The sequence below is a fragment of the Aerococcus viridans genome, assembly GCF_002083135.2.
Classification (GTDB): domain Bacteria; phylum Bacillota; class Bacilli; order Lactobacillales; family Aerococcaceae; genus Aerococcus; species Aerococcus viridans_C.
Window position 1 is genome coordinate 1,328,081 of the sequence record NZ_NBTM02000001.1, and the last position, 18,416, is coordinate 1,346,496.

Below are 18,416 nucleotides of genomic sequence, written 5' to 3' on the forward strand. Positions count from 1 at the left end.
TTTAGAAAAACTAGGAGAATAACATGTTAGATAAAATAGATTTCGCACAATATATACCTCAAATGATCGAAGACATCCAAGGTTTAGTCCGCATCCCATCTATTCGCGATGATGAGGCGGCCACAGCTGATGCCCCTTATGGACCTGAAGTCCGCAAAGCGCTAGATTTTATGCACAATTTAGCTGTCCGTGACGACATGAAGGTAGGGGATGTTTACCCATATACCGTTCACATGGAATCCCAAAATGCGGGGACTAACCACCGGGTGGATGTTGCTAGTCATATTGACGTCGTACCAGTAGGGGCCTTGTCAAATTGGACCAAAGAACCATTTGGCGCTGAAATTATCGACGGTCGTATGTATGGCCGCGGAACATCAGATATGAAACGGAATGCCGTTCTGTCATACTATGCCGTTAAAATCTTACAGGACTACCAAATTCCCTTAAAGAATACCATCCGTATCGTGATTGGGTCTGACGAAGAATCGGACATGACGGACATCCCGCAATACGTAATCAAAGAAGGCGCACCTGACTTCGCCATCACACCAGACGGGCAATTCCCACTACAAATCGGGGAAAAAGGGGCCACAACTTGGAACTTCAAAGGCGATTTAAAGCTAGCTACCATCATTAAAAGTGTTGTTGGTGGGGCCGGGTCAAATGTAGTGCCATCAGAAGCGACATTTGTCATCGCTGACACCTTAAATCTTAGTCTAGAAGCTTATGCTAATAAGAAACAATGGCCAATCGCAATCAAAGAAGAAAACGGCCAAACAATCCTAAAAGTTTACGGAATTTCTGCCCATGCCTCAACGCCTGAAGCAGGGGACTCAGCGATCACCCGTGGTTTTGAAATCATCGCTAGTACCTATTCAGATGACTTGGCCAACAAGTGGACACGCCTATTTCGACCTTATGATGGGTCAGGATTTGGCGTAGCCCGTAACCACGATATTATGGGGCCATTGACCTTAAACCAAGGCGTTATTGAAAAAACGGCAGATGGGCAAATTGCCTTTACCATCGATGTTCGTTACCCAACCAATATTACCGAACCAGAATTGACAGCTGCCTTTACCAAAGAATTCGCGGATATCCCATTTGTGAAATCCTTTGATACAGCACCAATTCTGTCTGACGTGAATTTACCAGCCAATCAATTATTATTAAATACCTTCCACAAACATTTCCCAGACCACGCTATTGAACCTATTATCTCTGGTGGGGTATCATATAGTAAAGTAATGCCGACTTGCGTATCATTTGGAATGAACTTCCAGCACGATGCACATGTAGCGCACCAAGCCGATGAATACATCGAAATGGATACATTAGAAGATTTATTAAAATTATACACAGATGCTTTCATCCAACTTGGTCAAGCAGATCAATTAGGGTAGGAAGATAAATAAGGGAGTCATATGGTGAACGAAAAAGAATTAGTTGGGGTTGCAGCAGCCCAATACGTTGAAGATGGTATGGTCGTTGGATTAGGCACAGGCTCAACAGCCTATTACCTGATTACAGAACTAGGCAGACGGATAAAAGAGGAAGGCTTAACCTTTACCGGTGTACCAACCTCCATTCAGTCAGCCGAATTAGCAACCAGTCTAAACATTCCAATAGCCTCATTAAATGATGTGCCAGCCATTGATCTAACAATTGATGGCACAGACGAATTTGATCCGGCCTTAAACGGTATAAAAGGCGGCGGGGGTGCCCATTTAATTGAAAAAATCATCGCCGTTAACAGCAAACGCGTCATTTGGATTTGCGACCACAGCAAGCAAGTAGACCAACTGGGGGCCTTTCCCTTACCTGTAGAGGTGATTCCAGCAGCTAGTCAACACTTATTTTATGCATTTGAGGATAAAAACTATGCTCCAACATTCCGTTTATCACTCGATGGCACTAAATTTGTAACTGATTCAGGTAACTTTATTATTGACCTTCATTTAGAAAAAATAGTAGGCGCAGTCAAGTTGGCTGACGATTTGATTCAAATGGTTGGTGTTGTTGAACATGGCTTATTCTTGGGAATAGCGGACAAAGTCTTAATGGCCAATGAGGGGCAAGTCGTAGAATTTAATGGGTAGTAAATGAGTTAATGTCGAGTTAGGAATTTTCCTAGCTCTATTTTTTTTATGCAGTTTTTATTAAAGGGATATATGAATTTAGACCGAAATCGAGTGGATAGAAATGGGGGGATTTAAGATGAGAAAGGTAGTTTTATAAAGCAGTAAAATATTTTTAAATGGTAGGATTCTGTTGCACTACTTATCTTCAAAATATTATTACTTGATCATATTTTTTCTTAAATGCTCAATATCATTGCATATTTTGATAATGATAGATATTCATAAAAAAACGTCAAAAAATAAGGAAAACCATTTTTTGACGTTCTAATTATCGTATATTCAATTAACTATGCCTGATCATCATCTGAAATCAGAAAACCTTGTACAATCGTAAAAATGATTAACAATAGATACCATAGTATTTTACGGTTTCTTTTTTTCTGTGCCTTACTAGTTGGCATATGCTTAACCCCCTTACAGATAAATAACTTTTTTGGTATGTCTTATTATACCATGAAAAAGATTAAAGTTTAAAGTGATAACCTATAAATATGTATTCTCTAACATTTTTACAAAAAATTGCATTTATTGTTATCTTACTATTAAACATGTTTTCTTCACTTTGTAGAATGTAGTTGAATGAGCGTCAGTGTTTGCTCATAAAATATAGTGCGAGTTTATATCACATAAAAAGACGTATTATATTATGGAAATGAGTTTTATATGGTATGGATAGGACGATCCTGTTACATTACAACAAATCCGTGAAATAACAGGTATACAAGGTATCCTTACAGCGATTTACGATATTCCTGTAGGTGAAGTTTGGCCAATGGCGCGTATCGAACAACTTAAGAAAGATGTTGAAGATACAGGTCTACATATTTCACTTATCGAATCAGTACCAGTTCACGAGGATATCAAACAAGGTAAACCTAACCGGGACCAATTAATCGAAAATTACAAAACAACTTTAACTAACTTAGGTAAAGCAACAATACCTGTTGTATGTTATAACTTTATGTCAATATTTGACTGGACTCGTTCCAACCTAAACCATGACTTACCAGATGGTTCTAAATCGTTAGCAATCATTAAAGAAAATGTTGAACGTATGGATCCAGCAGAAGGTAGCTTATTAATGAACTTTGTTGGTATGTTAACTGACTCCCGTTCATTCATCTCATACACTCGTCACGAATACTTCCGTCGTTTATTCTGCGATTATATCGGTGACTTGGTTGAACGTGGTGATATTCCTGATGATGAAATATTATTAGAAAAATTAATCACTGACGTTTCTTTCAACAACGCAGTACCGTATTTTGATGAAGCTAACAACCTATCAACATAAGACTTTTTGATAAATGATGACTTGTAACTAAAATATTAACCTAATTGATCGGACAGTTTCCTCTTTTTTTCTGGAAAAATATGTTCAGAATTTCCTAAGAATGCGACAAATGCGGATAGGGAGGGTGAAATATGATAAAATGATAGTTGAGAAAGTACGTTATGCGTATAAAAATGATGTTGGGAGAGTATTAAATATGAACATTGGTATAGACAAACTACATTTCTTCACACCGCATGTCTATGTGGATATGGAAGAACTGGCTGAAGCAAGAGATGTTGAGCCAGCGAAGTATACGATTGGTTTAGGTCAAACCCAGCAAGCAGTGGCGCCTTTAACCCAAGATCCAGTTTCAATGGCAGCCAACGCGGCTTGGCCAATTTTATCAAATGAGGATAAAGAAGCGATTGATTTCATTATTGTGGGATCAGAATCAGGTGTCGACCAATCAAAAGCAATGGCAGTCCATGTGCACCAGCTTTTGGGGATTAACCCATTTGCCCGTGCTATTGAAATGAAAGAGGCATGTTATGCAGCAACTGTTGGTCTTCAAACTGCTGTATCCCATATCGCTCGTCATCCAGAGTCAAAAGTGTTGGTGATTGCAACTGACATTGCTAGATACGGCTTGAATACTTCAGGAGAATCGACACAAGGTGCAGGTGCAGTAGCTATGTTAATTAGTAAAGACCCACGCGTTGCAGTCATTAACGACGATGCCGTTTCTTACACAGGGGACATCTACGACTTTTGGCGTCCAAATTATTCTACATATGCCCAAGTGGATGGTAAATTCTCTAATGAACAATACCTATCATACTTAGAGACAGTGTGGACTGAATATAAAAAACGGACCAATAAAAATTTAGATGACTTTAAGGCTTTAGCCTTCCATTTACCATATTCAAAAATGGGCTTAAAGGGCTTGCGTCAATTATTGCCAGAAGTGGACGAAGCTAAACAAGCAGCCTTAACAGAGCAATTTGAAGCCAGCCGCGTCTACAATAAACGGGTTGGAAACATCTATACTGGGTCATTGTATCTAAGTTTAATTTCCCTATTGGATCAAAGCCAAGACCTACAAGCAGGCGATACTATTGGCCTTTATTCATACGGGTCAGGCGCAGTAGGTGAGTTCTTCTCTATTACTTTAGTGGAAGGCTTCAAGGACATGTTAGCTGACGAAAGTCATCAAGCCATGTTAGATAACCGCGTCCAACTATCGGTTGCCGACTACGAATTGATTTTCCAAGAAGAATTACCAACAGATGGTAGTCAATTAGTCTTATCTGAAGATGAAGAGCAATTCCAATTAGCTGGGGTAGAAGGCCACAAACGATTGTATAAATAAAGAAAATCGTTACCTAGAAGAAGTATCAACTTCAAGTGGGTAACGATTTTTTTTTGCTTATTTCGATTATTCTTGTCGTAATTTTTCTAAAATTTCTTTGGCTGCAGCCAGGTTCCTATGGCCAGCGTTTTCTAAGGCCGTCACTACAGCGTTAATTTCTTGGTCGCCGTCAGCACCTGCATGAATGGCCAATGATTTAGCTTGTAATTGCATGTGGCCAGCTTGGATCCCTTCAGTGACAAGGGCCCGAACTGCGGCGAAGTTTTGCGCTAGTCCTAGTGAAACAGCAATTTTCATCAAGTGTTTAGCGTCTGATTGGCCTAAAATTGACTTAGTTACTTGCGCAGTTGGGTGGATCCCGATTGACCCGCCAACAGCGCCTAAGGCTAGTGGTAGGGTGAGTTCACCAGATAAAATTTCTCGGTCACTGTCGTAAGTCCATTTGGCTAATCCTCGGTATTGGCCGTCTCGAGCTGCGTAGGCATGGACACCCGCTTCAACTGCCCGCCAGTCATTTCCAGTGGCTAATACGAAAGCGTCGACCCCATTCATGATTCCCTTGTTGTGGGTTGTCGCCCGGTAAACATCCACCTGCGCTAACTGGCTAGCTAAAGCGATTTTGCTAGCCACTTCAACCCCAGAAATAGGGCCTTTATCCAGTAAACGTGCCGGAAGTTCACAAGTCGCCGTCGCAGTCGCTTCAACCGCATAATTGGATAGAATAGCCATCAAACCATCAAGATTCGCAATAAAATCCACCTGTCCAAGAATATGCGCTTTCAAAGCCTCTAACATGGTATTCATCATATTGGCCCCCATCGCCTCCTGAGTGTCTATCGTTAGATATACAATGAAAAAAGGGGCACTACTAGCGGTTGCTGGGTAGTAGTGACTACGGATGGACCGCGCGCCACCACCGCGCTCCACAATGGAAGGGTAGGCAGCGTTGGCAACAGCCAGTAAATCATCTGCAAATTCAGTCACATACGCTTCAAAGCGTAAGGCCTGTGCGTCATCTTCAAGTCCGGTAAAAGCAATTTGCCCACTCATCAAACGCTGGTTGACCAGGCTTTTAAAACCGCCTGCCTGCTGGATAATTTTACCGCCATTTGAAGCAGCTGCAATCACAGAAGGTTCCTCAGTCACCATAGGAATTTGGATTTCTTGATCGTTAATAAGAAAGTTTAGGGCCAAACCATAGGGTAGCCCGTAGGTTGAGAGGGCATTCTCAATCATATTATCAGCAATTTCAGTGGGTAAACCCTTGCCGTCTTTCAAAAATTCAGCTTGGTCACTAGTGATTTGCTCTTGGTCCACTAAGACATCGATACGGTCTTGACGAGACTTTTTATAGTAGGATTTGAATGGATTTTCAGACATGATAACTCCTTTTTCAATAAAGAAACGGACCAGTATGCCTAGCCCGCTTGGTTAAAAATAATATATTATGACGCTTTTTGTAGGTAGATATTATCGTTCATTACATGACCATCAACGATTAAAACGAAAACTTGTCTAAAGTCATCGAAATCAATGCGGTTATCATGGCCTAAAAATTTTAAAGCACTCTTTCTTACGTGAACTTGGCCAATATGGGTTTCTAGTACCTCGTCGTAGGCGGAAAAATCCGTCTCATTGGTCCGCAAAACCAGGTCAACTTCCTGTTCATTAGAAATATGTAAATATTGTGTATCATTTAAGCAAATATGTTCAAATTGTGATAATGATTGTAATTTATTGATCGCTTTATTCGAAAAAAATAGCTTCAAATTTCATCCCCCCATAGGCCTCAAAATAAAAGAATGCAAAAATATGTTCTTAAAAATATATCATATTGATGATATAAATACAATAGTGTGGTTGTGATGAACCAGCGCTCATTTCTATTATACAATAAGTCTGAACGATTATAAAATGTTTGGGTTACCACTTGCTAAAGGTGCAAGATTAGCATATACTAAAAGAAATAATATACTTGTATGCACTAGGGGAGCTTTTGCTGAGATGATTAAAAACAGACCCTCATAACTTGATCCGGTTTATACTGGCGGAAGGAAGTGTTCAATAGCCATCTGTTGGTGAATGATTTAATGCGTTAAATCGTTGAATACATTGAGAGGTCGTGTTTGTCACAATTGTGATAGATGCGATTTTTTTATTTACTTTGATGATATTTCAAAATAGCTTTCAATGTGCATACAAAGGAATGGAGAAGAAGAAATGAGATCAGTTAAGTTAAATGAAAATATCGAGGCTGCTATTGCAGCAGTAATTGCTTTTATAGTATCAATGATACCGATTGAAATTGGCCCAAGCTTTGGGGTCCAAATTTCACTAGCTATTATTTATATTGTAGCGTTTAGAAGAGGGATTCGTGCTGGTTTATTGTCAGGATTCTTGTTAGGACTGATTAAATTTATTTCTGGATTTGCCAGTATTTTAACACCAGTACAAGGTATCATAGAATATATATTTGCCTTTGCCTTAGCTGGATTAGCGGGTATTTTTGCCCTACAAATCCAAGAAGCAGCAAAGAATAATCATGAAAAAAACTTATTCCTATACGTAGGACTAGCAACTTTCATCGCCATATTTGCAGAATACTTTGTCCACTTCCTAGCCGGTGTAGCCTTTTGGGGCCAATACGCACCAGAAGGTATGAGCCCATGGGTATACTCAGGTGTAATGAACGCCATGTCAGGACTTGCGACATGGGGCGCGTGCTATGCTATTTCTTACCTACTAATCAAAACCAATAAGAAAATTATCCTAGTTGAAAAATAAATATCCGCAAGCAAAACAGGGCCGTGACGTAGAAATCACGCCCTGTTTTTTGATGCATGTAGTTATTTGGTTAATGACGTAAATTCTTTGAAAATGTGCAGTGCAAATGCACAACTTTGGTAATTATTGTTCTTAAATAATGCGTTACGTAGCGTTATCAATCTTGTGTTGAATAGCGGAGTAGCGTACGTGTGGTTTGACCCTGTTTTTGGGAGCGAATGGATAGAATTATTCAATCGAATTAACATATTGACGGTAGAATGACTTGAAAGAATATCCTTAGGGAGTGCAGAATAAGGCAACGTTTCATGTAACCCCGTAATTATCCAAAATAAACTAGATTTTTCAAAATGATCTACAGTTGAAAAAAATTTCAAGTACTGTTTTTTGAATAGCATTCCCAATATAGGCTGAAACTTACCTGGCATGCCGACGCAGTGAAGTAGGATAGTCAGCCAAGCCCTTAGACAAAGGCTAAGGGCTTGGCCTCGCAGGATTTAAGGGCATGACAGGTAAAGTGAAAGCCGAATAATTTCTAATTTTTAAAGAAAACAAAAAACCAGAGTGAAATAAATCACTCCGGTTCTTATGTAATGAAAGGAATTGAAAAAGTATTAGTTTTCAGTATCTTCTACAATTTGGCCTTCTTTTTCATCGATTAATTCTGGTTCAGCAACCTCTGCATCTGGGTCAACTTCTTCTGGCTCTTCAACTGGCGCAGAAATAGCTACAACAACCTCTTCAGCATCTGTTACTAATTCAATATCGCTAGCAAGTTTTAAGTCACCAGCAGTTACTGAGTCACCAATAGCTAAGCCTGTAACGTCTACTTCAACTGAATCTGGCGCAGTTGCTGGGTCAGCAACAACGTTAATTTCAAGTGTTGTCGTAGAAGCTACACCTTCTTGATCTGCTAAAGCATCTTCGTTAACAATAACGATAGATAATGGCATTTCAAGTTTTTGACCTTTTTTGATTGCTTGTAAAGAAATGTTGTAGATAGTTGGTTTTAACGCTGATTGTGAAATTTCACGTACGTAAACTGTATGTGTCTTACCATCTAACTCTAAATCAAATACTGAGTTAAGACCTAATTCACGACGAATTTGTTCTACATCAGATACTGACAATGAGATGTTAGTTGGCTCCATATCACTTGCGTACACAACGCCGGGAACTAAGTCTTCTTTACGTAATTGTTTAGCTGCTGAAGTACCAGCGCCATCACGTTTTTGAGCTGTAAATTTCATTCGAATACCTCCTGAGTATATACGTTTGTATTTACGTTTCCTACAATTTAAAAATTTAGAAACACACTTAATGTTAACATATATGAGTAATAAAATCTATTTTAAGCTATAAACATGCAATAATTCATTTGGATTGTCTAATAAGAGAATTATGAGAAAAAGTAGCCCACACTGCCATAAAGGGACCTTCTGTGGTAAAATGAAGCAAATATAAAGAGTGACTGGTATGGATAAAAAGGGTAAAACGAGTCGCTTAGGAGGAATATGATGCAATTTAAAAGTACACGTAACCAGGATAATATCGTGACAGCTTCACAAGCCATTATTCAAGGATTAGCAACTGATGGCGGGCTTTACGTCCCAACAGAATGGCCTAGCGTTGACCTTGATTGGTCTGAATTAAAAGAGATGACCTACCAAGAATTGGCTTATTTTGTTATGTCTATCTTTTTTGATGACTTTTCAGAAGCAGATTTAAAAGCTTGTATTGATGGTGCTTACGATGAAAAATTCGATACGGATGTAATTGCGCCATTAGCAAAAGTTGGGGATGACTACTATTTAGAATTATTCCACGGTCCAACGATTGCCTTTAAAGACCTAGCGCTACAAATCTTACCGCATTTAATGAAAAAATCAGCAGAAATGAATGCCAACGACAAAGAGATTGCTATTTTGACAGCTACTTCAGGCGACACTGGTAAGGCAGCAATGGCTGGATTTGCAGATGTACCAGGTACAAAGATCATTGTTTTCTATCCGCAAGGTGGCGTTTCTACTATTCAAGAAAAACAAATGGTAACCCAAAAAGGGGACAATACCTTTGTGGTGGCGATTGAAGGGAACTTTGATGATGCGCAAACAGAAGTGAAACGCTTATTTAACGATGAAGCTTTACGCGCTGATTTAGCGGCAGAAAACATCCAATTCTCATCAGCTAACTCAATGAATATCGGGCGCTTAATTCCGCAAGTGGTGTACTACTTCTACGCATATGCCCAATTAGTGAAACATGAAGAAATTGAAGCGGGCAGTCCGGTCAACTTTGTGGTCCCAACAGGAAACTTCGGGGACATCTTAGCTGGTTACTATGCACAAAAATTAGGTCTACCAGTTGGTAAATTGGTTTGTGCTTCTAACGATAATACTGTCTTATACGACTTCTTCAACACAGGTGTTTACGACAAAAACCGTGAGTTCAAGTTAACTATTTCACCGTCTATGGATATTTTGGTTTCAAGCAACTTCGAACGGATGTTATTCCACGCTTTAGGGGATGACGTGGCCCAATTGGTGGGCTTGATGAATGACTTAGATGAAAAAGGGCGGTACGAATTCCCAGCTGACGTGAGCGAGAAATTTGCATCCTTCCTTGGCGAATTTGCCGACGAGGACCAAACTAAAGCTGAAATTGACCGCGTATACCAAGAATACGACTATTTAATGGATCCGCATACTGGTGTTGCATCAGCGAGTCTACAAAAATTGAAAGCCAAAGATGTCCTAAGTGGACCGAGCGTTGTTGTGTCAACAGCTAGCCCATACAAGTTCCCGCAAGCTGTTTTGACATCTATTGGACAAGATGTTGAAAATGCGACTGACGATGAATTGGTAGCCAACATTAAATCTGCAGGAAACCGCGATTATCCAAATGCCATCAAAGAAATCCAAACTGCTGAAGTACGCCACAACCGTGTGTCGACTGTAGCGGATATGAAGGCAACAGTTGTGGGTATTTTAACTAGAGAATAAGTCAATTGGAAAGTGTAGGAGACCATGCTTAAAGGATTAAATTTAACAGTCGTTGTCACAGGTGGCATCGCAGCGTATAAAATCCCAGATTTTGTCCGTACCCTCATTAAAGCAGGGGCTAATGTGCGCGTTGCCTTGACACCATCTGCCAAGCAATTTGTCACACCATATACCTTTGAAGTCCTAACCAAATATCCACCATTAGTTGAAGGTGTCCACAGCCCGGATACCGTGGCCCATATCGCTTTAGCCGATTGGACTGACTACGCTATTATTATGCCAGCAACCGCCAATACAATTGGGAAATTTGCCAATGGCATTGCGGATAACGAAGCTTTGTCCATGATGTTGGCCTTGAAATCGCCACTCTTATTTGTACCCGCTATGAACGAGAAAATGTGGACTAACCAGGCTACTCAACGTAACGTCAGCCAACTCCGTTTAGACGGCCATTTTGTGGTAGAACCAGATACCGGATTCTTAGCAGAGGGCTATGAAGGAAAGGGCCGGATGCCAGCGCCTGAAGCTGTATTCCAAGCCCTATTAGCCTATATTGCCATCGATAAGCAGGGTCAAACTCTTGATTTAACCGGGCATAAACTACTGGTATCAGCCGGCGGGACTACCGAGAAATTAGACCCCGTCCGGTTCTTGACCAACCGTTCTTCTGGCAAAATGGGTTTGGCTATCGCCAATGCCGCCGCGCTTGCTGGCGGACAAGTGACTCTAGTCCGCACTGACCACGCTAAAAATCTGCCTGTTCTACCCGGCATAGAAGTGGTCACCGTCGAATCAGCTCAAGAATTGTATGACACCATGCACAAACATGTCACAGACAAGGATATTGTAATCATGTCTGCCGCTGTATCTGACTACCGATCTGCCCATCCAGCTGATCAAAAAATGAAAAAAGACCAGCTATCTAATCAGGATGGGTTGACCATTCAATTGGCCGAAAATCCTGATATTTTAGCTAGTTTGCCTAAAGAAGGCCATTATACAGTGGGTTTTGCAGCTGAAACTCAAAAGGTGATTGAATATGGTCGCAACAAATTAGTGAAAAAAGGGGTCGACATGATTGTCGCTAATGACGTTTCAGACCAAATAATTGGCTTCAATACAGATGACAACCAAGTGACTTTAATCACTAAAGATAGTGAACGACCTTTAGAAAGACAAAGTAAAATCGGTGTAGCAGTTGAATTGTTAGCCCGTATACAAGACGAACTCAAATAACGCAAAAAAATGATGCCGGAATTGAAATCCAGCATCATTTTTTTCATATATAGGTAAATAATTCTCAATTATTCGTCGCCCAACAAGTGGGTATGCTCGTCAAGGGCGAATGGTGTTTCTTCACTGATGTGGTCGTAGAACATGATCCCATTTAAATGGTCAATTTCATGTTGCAATACGATAGCTGGGTAGCCAGAGAAACGTTTCTTATATTCGTTACCGTCAATATCGTTATAAGTAACTGTGATGCGGGCGTGACGAGGGACATAACCTGGTACGTCGCGGTCAACAGATAAACAACCTTCACCTTCACGAAGACAAACACCTTCAACAGAATGGCTGACAACGCGTGGGTTTAAGAATACACCATTTAATAATGGCTCGGCATTTTCTGGATCCATCAAGTCTGGCACTAATAGGGCAGTCATTTGAATAGATACATCTAATTGTGGCGCAGCAATCCCAACACCACCACGTAAACCATATTTCTCAGCTAATTCTTCATCTTGGCTATTGCGCAAAAATTCCATCATATCATCAGCTAACTGACGAATTTCATCAGAAACTGGGAAAGTAATTTTTTCAGCTTTCTTTCGTAAGGTAGGATGTCCTTCGCGAACAATGTCTTCCATAGTAATCATCTGAACAACTCCTTTTCTTCTATCATAACTGATATATCTTCTCATAAAAAGACTTTGAATGCAAAAATCCGATACTATGTAAACTGATTCACGAGATGGAACAGAAGTTTAAAAACGACTAGTACAGTTTAAAAACACCTATGAAATTGTCTATTTTCTATTTAGGTGAAAAAGGCTTGGTAGTAGTAAAAGATAAAGATTACTATAAAACTAACAATGGAAGGGGTTTCCGATTACGGTTTCTGTATTATAATAGAATTTGTTGCAAAAATTGCAAAAAGATTGAAAAGGCTCGCATGATTTGATAAAGTAAATCAGTAAGGTAAATAAAATAACACAGATTAACGGTAGTATGTGTAATTTTTATAAAAGAGAGGAATGTGTTACAAATGGCTAAATTACCAGTGGATTATGAAGCGCAGCTAGATACTATCAGTGCTCAATTTCAAATGGTTCAAATTTTAGATGAAGATGGAAATGTTGTTAACCCTGACATCATGCCTGATCTATCAGATGAAGAATTAGTTGAGTTAATGAAACGTATGGTTTTCTCACGTACACTCCATGAACGCTCAATGGCATTGGCAAAACAAGGTCGTTTAGGTTTCTACGCACCTACTTTAGGTCAAGAAGCTTCTCAAATGGCAAGTTCTTATGCATTTACAAAAGATGACTGGTTGTTCCCAGGATATCGTGATATCCCTCAATTAATCGCTCACGGTTTAAAAATCTCTCAAGCATTCTTATGGTCTCGTGGACATGTTGAAGGTAATAACTACCCAGCTGATCTAAATGCATTGCCACCACAAATTATCATTGGTGCACAATACATCCAAGCGATGGGTTCTGCTCGCGCACAAAAATTAAATGGTGATAAAGCTGTAACATTTACATATACAGGTGACGGTGGTTCATCTCAAGGTGACGTATACGAAGGTATGAACTATGCTTCACGTTATAAAGCACCAATCGTATTCTTTATCCAAAACAACGGTTTTGCGATTTCAACACCACGTTACAAACAAACAGCTGCTGAAACTTTAGCACAAAAAGCTGTATCTGTAGGTATCCCAGGAGTTCAAGTAGATGGTAACGATGCTTTAGCAGTTTACGCAGTATCTAAACAAGCACGTGAATGGGCATTAGCTGGTAACGGTCCTGTTTTAATTGAAACAGTTACAAACCGTTTAGGCGCTCATTCTACTTCAGGTGATGATCCTAAGATCTACCGTACGCAAGAAGACATCGACAGCTGGACTAAACGTGAGCCGTTAATCCGTATGCGTGCATTCTTAGAAGGTAAAGGTCTATGGTCTGAAGAAATCGAAAATGAATATGTAGAACAAGTTCGTGAAGAAATCAAAGAAGCTGCTAAAGAAGCTGACATGGCACCTAAACAAACAGTTACTCAATTCTTAGAAAACATGTTCGAAGTGCCTGGACAAAATATTCAAGAACAAATTGAAGCATATTCAGTGAAGGAGGCTAAATAATTATGGCTAACTTAACAATGATCGAAGCGATCGCTGAAGCGCTAGACCAAGAAATGGCTCGCGATGAAAAAGTATATATTTTTGGTGAAGACGTTGGTAAAAACGGTGGTGTTTTCCGTGCGACTAAAGGTTTATTTGACAAATATGGCGAAGAACGTTTAAGCGATACACCATTATCTGAATCAGCTATCGGTGGTATGGCAATTGGTATGGCATTACACGGCTTCCGCCCAGTAATGGAAATCCAATTCTTTGGATTCGTATTTGAAGTATTTGACTCAATTGCTGGTCAAATGAACCGTACACGTTTCCGTATGGGCCAAACTCGTAACTTACCTATCACTATCCGTTCACCATTTGGTGGTGGTGTGCATACACCAGAAATGCATGCGGACTCATTAGAAGGTTTAATGGCACAGACACCTGGATTGAAAGTTGTTATTCCATCAAACCCACGCGATGCAAAAGGTTTATTAACAGCTGCTATTCGTGATAACGACCCAGTATTATTCTTAGAGCATATGAAACTTTACCGTTCATTCCGTGAAGAAGTGCCTGAAGAACAATACGAATTAGAAATCGGTAAAGCTAACCTAGTTCAAGAAGGTTCTGATGTAACAATTATCGCTTACGGTTACATGGTTCGTGAAGCAATCAAAGCGGCTGAAGAATTAGCTAAAAATGGCGTTTCTGCTGAAATCGTTGACTTACGTACAGTTTCTCCATTGGATATGGAAACAATTACAAAATCAGTTGAAAAAACTGGTCGCGTAGTAATCGTACAAGAAGCACAACGTCAAGCAGGTGTTGCTGATAAAGTAGCTTCAGAAATTTCTCAACGTAGCATTCTATCTCTAGAAGAACCTATTAAAGTTATAGCTGCGCCAGATACAGTTTTCCCATTTGGTATGGCTGAAAATACTTGGTTACCAAATGCAACTGACATTGTTGCAGCTGCTAACGAAATTACAGGTAAATAGCAATTAAGGGCGTGACACTAATGTCAAAGCCCCCTTTATTACTTGTTAAAATATAAACTTTAAGCTCAAATTAGAAGGGATGAATAACAAATATGGCCTTTGTATTTAATTTACCAGATGTCGGCGAAGGTATGGCGGAAGGCGAAATCGTTTCATGGCTAGTAGCTGTAGGCGACCAAGTCAACGAAGAAGATCCAATCGTTGAAATCCAAAACGATAAATCAGTAGAAGAAATTTACTCACCAGTTTCAGGTAAAGTAACTGAATTACATTACAGTGAAGGTGATGTTGCCATTGTTGGTACACCATTAATCACTTTTGAAGGTGATGGATTAGAAGACAACGCAGCCGCATCAGCGCCTGCAAAAGAAGCAGAAGCAACTGCAAAAGAAGCGGAAGCACCAGCTGCACCTGCAACAGGTGGCGGCGTATACCAATTCACTTTACCAGACGTAGGTGAAGGTATGGCTGAAGGTGAAATCGTTTCTTGGTTGGTTGCTGAAGGCGACGAAGTAAATGAAGAAGATTCATTAGTTGAAATCCAAAACGATAAATCAGTTGAAGAAGTAGCTTCCCCTGTAACAGGTAAGATCGTTCGTATCTTAGTTGAAGCTGGAACAGTTGCTAACGTTGGTGATGTATTAGCTGAAATCGATGCACCTGGTCATAACTCAGAAGCATCAGCACCAGTCTCTACTCCAGAATCACCTGCACAAGAAACTAAAGCAGTAGATCCAGCAGCTGGCATATCTACAAACGCATCAGCTGGTAACGTACCAGTTGCTTCAGACCCTAACAAACGCGTATTAGCAATGCCTTCTGTACGACAATTTGCTCGGGAGCAAGGTGTTGACATTACAGCTGTTGCTGGTACTGGTAAAAATGGTCGTGTCTTACGTGAAGACGTTGCCAACTTTAACGGCGCAGCAGCTACTGCTCCTGAAGCACCTGCTACTGAAACTGCACAAGCTGCAGCGACAACAGAAGCACCAGCAGCTAAACCAGCTAAGAAAGCTGCCGCAGTTGCTGACAACTCAGACCGCGTAGAACGTATCAAGATGACACCAATGCGTAAAGCAATCGCTAAAGCAATGGATACTGCTAACCATACAGCACCATCTGTTACATTGTTCAAAGACGTTGAAGTTTCTAAATTATGGGATCACCGTAAGAAGTTCAAGAGCATTGCGGCTGAACGTGGTACTAAATTGACATTCTTACCATACGCAGTGAAAGCTTTAATTGCTGCAGTTAAGAAATACCCTCAATTAAACGCGTCAATCGACGATGCAAGTCAAGAGTTTGTACACAAACATTACTACAACATTGGTATCGCAACAGATACAGATGCTGGTTTATACGTACCAAACATCAAGAATGCAGATACGCGTTCAATGTTTGATATTGCTGATATCATCAACGAAAATGCTGCTAAGGCACATGCTGGCGAACTTAAAGGACCAGATATGGCTGATGGTACAATTTCTATTTCTAACATCGGTTCTGTTGGTGGAGAATTCTTTACACCAATCTTAAACTACCCAGAAACAGCAATCTTAGGTTTTGGTGCAATCAAATCTGAACCAGTAGTTAACGCTGATGGTGAAGTTGTTGCTGGTCGCGTATTGAAACTATCATTAACTTTTGACCACCGTATCGTTGATGGCGCAACTGGTCAACAAGCGCTTAATGAAATCGCTCGTTTAATGGCTGACCCTGAATTATTATTAATGGAAGGATGATTTTAGAATGGTAGTAGGCGCATTCGCAATTGAATTAGATACAGTTGTTGTTGGTTCTGGACCTGGTGGCTATGTAGCTGCCATCCGTGCCGCGCAATTGGGCCAAAAAGTAGCTATCGTTGAACGTGAGTTCATCGGTGGTGTCTGCTTAAACGTTGGATGTATTCCATCTAAAGCCTTGATCCAAGCTGGTCATGCTTACCACAACGCTAAAGGCGGCGACGCTGTCTTTGGTGTAACTTCTGGTGACGTTAAATTAGACTTCGCGCAAACACAATACTGGAAGAACAATACAGTAGTAAATACTTTAACTTCTGGTGTTGAAATGTTACTTAAAAAGAACAAAGTTGAAATCATCCGTGGTGAAGCATACTTCAACAACGAAAATGAATTTACTGTAATGGGTGACGATGATACTCACCAATTATACTCATTCAACAACGCAATCGTTGCAACAGGTTCTACACCAATCCAAATCCCTGGATTCAAATTTGGTGGCCGTGTTGTAGATTCAACAGGCGCTTTAAACTTTGAAGAAGTTCCTGAAAGCTTAGTTGTTATCGGTGGTGGGGTTATCGGATCTGAATTAGGTATGGCTTACGCTAATCTAGGCTCTAAGGTAACAATCTTAGAAGGCTCTCCTCAATTATTACCAACATTTGAAAAAGATATGGTAAAAGTTGTGGAAAAAGAAATGAAGAACATCGGTATTGAAACAACTGTCAACGCTATGGCGAAAGAAGCTGTAGACAACGGTGACTCAGTAACAGTTAAATACGAAGTTAAAGGTGAAGCTAAAGAAATCACTGCTGACTATGTATTAGTATCTGTTGGTCGTCGTGCGAATACAGCTGATTTAGGTTTAGAAGCAATTGGGATTGAATTAACTGAACGTGGTTTAGTGAAAGTTGACAACCAAGGTCGTACCTCAGTGAAAAACTTCTTTGCAATCGGTGATATTACTCCTGGTGCTGCTTTAGCACATAAAGCATCTTACGAAGGTAAGATTGCTGCAGAAGCAATATCAGGTAAACCAGCAGCTATCGACTACAAAGTGATGCCATCGGTAGCTTACACTACACCTGAATTAGCTTCTTACGGTTTAACTGAAAAAGAAGCTAAAGATCAAGGTTTAGACGTGAAAACTGTGAAATTCCCACTAGCGGGTAACGGTCGTGCATTATCATTAAACGCTGGCCAAGGTTTCATCCGTTTAGTAGCGACTAAAGAAGATGACGTATTAGTTGGCGCGCAAATGGTTGGTATCTCCGCTTCAGACGTTATGGCTGAAGTTGGTTTAGCAATCGAAGCAGGCATGAACGCAGAAGACATTGCCTTAACAATCCACGGTCATCCTACATTATCAGAAGCTGTAATGGATGCCGCTGAAGGGTTATTGGGTATGCCAATTCACATGTAGTCCATCTCAATAAGCAATAACTTGAATATTGAGACGAGAAAACCCCGTGTAAGTTTGACTTACGCGGGGTTATTTTTGAATTATTTGCAGTACTCGAGTGTAAATACGGTTAAAATCAATTTCAGTCAAATGTTGGAGGGATCCAAATAGAACTATATAAACGATTAAAGCGATTTCTTTTATGTTATCATCTTATGAAGTCAGGTGGAATAATACTTATAAAATTCAAAACAAATTTAGGAAATCAATTAATGGAAGCTGGTAAAGATGACTTTACAGACAAAACAGGTTTCACTACTTAAGTACAATTGAACGAACCAAAAGCGATG

At 40.1% G+C, this 18,416-nt stretch carries 14 protein-coding genes, 1 pseudogene and 1 riboswitch; of the genes and pseudogenes, 11 read left to right on the forward strand and 4 right to left on the reverse strand.

The features are described from left to right. The first annotated feature begins 23 nt into the window (after window positions 1-23). The 4 genes and pseudogenes from A6J77_RS06320 to A6J77_RS06335 all read left to right on the forward strand — a co-directional run bounded on the left by A6J77_RS06320 (window position 24) and on the right by A6J77_RS06335 (window position 4,789). Complete coding sequence (locus A6J77_RS06320) at window positions 24-1,406, forward strand: Sapep family Mn(2+)-dependent dipeptidase (protein ID WP_083069169.1); 1,383 nt, start codon at window positions 24-26, stop codon at window positions 1,404-1,406. 21 nt (window positions 1,407-1,427) lie between these two features. Continuing rightward, complete coding sequence (gene rpiA / locus A6J77_RS06325) at window positions 1,428-2,102, forward strand: ribose-5-phosphate isomerase RpiA (RefSeq protein WP_083069171.1); 675 nt, start codon at window positions 1,428-1,430, stop codon at window positions 2,100-2,102. Window positions 2,103-2,790: 688 nt separating this feature from the next. Beyond that, a pseudogene (locus A6J77_RS09555) lies at window positions 2,791-3,438 on the forward strand (mannonate dehydratase). Window positions 3,439-3,634: 196 nt separating this feature from the next. Continuing rightward, window positions 3,635-4,789 carry a hydroxymethylglutaryl-CoA synthase gene (locus A6J77_RS06335; RefSeq protein ID WP_083070263.1) on the forward strand — a complete coding sequence of 385 codons (1,155 nt, stop codon included), beginning with the start codon at window positions 3,635-3,637 and terminating at the stop codon, window positions 4,787-4,789. A gap of 66 nt (window positions 4,790-4,855) precedes the next feature. Here A6J77_RS06335 and A6J77_RS06340 read toward each other — a convergent pair whose 3' ends face one another. Next, window positions 4,856-6,169, reverse strand: coding sequence for a hydroxymethylglutaryl-CoA reductase, degradative (locus tag A6J77_RS06340; RefSeq protein ID WP_083069173.1), 1,314 nt, complete (start codon window positions 6,167-6,169; stop codon window positions 4,856-4,858). A gap of 65 nt (window positions 6,170-6,234) precedes the next feature. Then, window positions 6,235-6,558 (reverse strand): iron-sulfur cluster biosynthesis family protein, encoded by a 324-nt coding sequence (locus A6J77_RS06345; protein WP_083069175.1) that lies wholly within the window; start codon window positions 6,556-6,558, stop codon window positions 6,235-6,237. 207 nt (window positions 6,559-6,765) lie between these two features. Next, window positions 6,766-6,862: riboswitch (TPP riboswitch) on the forward strand. 147 nt (window positions 6,863-7,009) lie between these two features. Between A6J77_RS06345 and thiT the strand changes: the two genes are divergently transcribed. Further along, the gene (gene thiT, locus A6J77_RS06350; protein WP_227645136.1) at window positions 7,010-7,573 is read left to right on the forward strand and encodes an energy-coupled thiamine transporter ThiT; all 564 of its coding nucleotides are present in this window, start codon (window positions 7,010-7,012) and stop codon (window positions 7,571-7,573) included. 614 nt (window positions 7,574-8,187) lie between these two features. On the opposite strand, the gene A6J77_RS06355 is transcribed toward thiT, so the two are convergent. Further along, window positions 8,188-8,823, reverse strand: a complete 636-nt coding sequence (locus A6J77_RS06355) for a 50S ribosomal protein L25 (RefSeq protein WP_083069179.1) — start codon at window positions 8,821-8,823, stop codon at window positions 8,188-8,190. A gap of 267 nt (window positions 8,824-9,090) precedes the next feature. Here A6J77_RS06355 and thrC point away from each other — a divergent pair, with 267 nt between their 5' ends. Together thrC and coaBC are read left to right on the forward strand one after the other, a co-directional pair. Further along, window positions 9,091-10,575 (forward strand): threonine synthase, encoded by a 1,485-nt coding sequence (gene thrC, locus A6J77_RS06360; protein ID WP_083069181.1) that lies wholly within the window; start codon window positions 9,091-9,093, stop codon window positions 10,573-10,575. 24 nt (window positions 10,576-10,599) lie between these two features. After that, window positions 10,600-11,811 (forward strand): bifunctional phosphopantothenoylcysteine decarboxylase/phosphopantothenate--cysteine ligase CoaBC, encoded by a 1,212-nt coding sequence (coaBC, locus tag A6J77_RS06365; protein WP_083069183.1) that lies wholly within the window; start codon window positions 10,600-10,602, stop codon window positions 11,809-11,811. A gap of 68 nt (window positions 11,812-11,879) precedes the next feature. Here the strand turns inward: coaBC and def are convergent, their stop codons facing one another. Then, window positions 11,880-12,452, reverse strand: coding sequence for a peptide deformylase (gene def, locus A6J77_RS06370; RefSeq protein ID WP_083069186.1), 573 nt, complete (start codon window positions 12,450-12,452; stop codon window positions 11,880-11,882). Window positions 12,453-12,841: 389 nt separating this feature from the next. Between def and pdhA the strand changes: the two genes are divergently transcribed. The 4 genes from pdhA to lpdA all read left to right on the forward strand — a co-directional run bounded on the left by pdhA (window position 12,842) and on the right by lpdA (window position 18,087). Next, window positions 12,842-13,945 carry a pyruvate dehydrogenase (acetyl-transferring) E1 component subunit alpha gene (gene pdhA / locus A6J77_RS06375; protein WP_083069189.1) on the forward strand — a complete coding sequence of 368 codons (1,104 nt, stop codon included), beginning with the start codon at window positions 12,842-12,844 and terminating at the stop codon, window positions 13,943-13,945. A 2-nt stretch (window positions 13,946-13,947) separates the two neighbouring features. Next, on the forward strand, window positions 13,948-14,925 hold the full coding sequence (locus A6J77_RS06380) for an alpha-ketoacid dehydrogenase subunit beta (RefSeq protein ID WP_083069191.1): 978 nt from the start codon (window positions 13,948-13,950) through the stop codon (window positions 14,923-14,925). A gap of 92 nt (window positions 14,926-15,017) precedes the next feature. After that, a complete protein-coding gene (locus A6J77_RS06385; RefSeq protein ID WP_083069193.1) occupies window positions 15,018-16,667 on the forward strand; it encodes a 2-oxo acid dehydrogenase subunit E2 in 1,650 nt (549 codons plus the stop codon). A 7-nt stretch (window positions 16,668-16,674) separates the two neighbouring features. After that, entirely contained in the window at window positions 16,675-18,087 is a 1,413-nt protein-coding gene (gene lpdA / locus A6J77_RS06390; protein ID WP_083069195.1) for a dihydrolipoyl dehydrogenase, read from the forward strand. The last annotated feature ends 329 nt before the right edge of the window (window positions 18,088-18,416 follow it).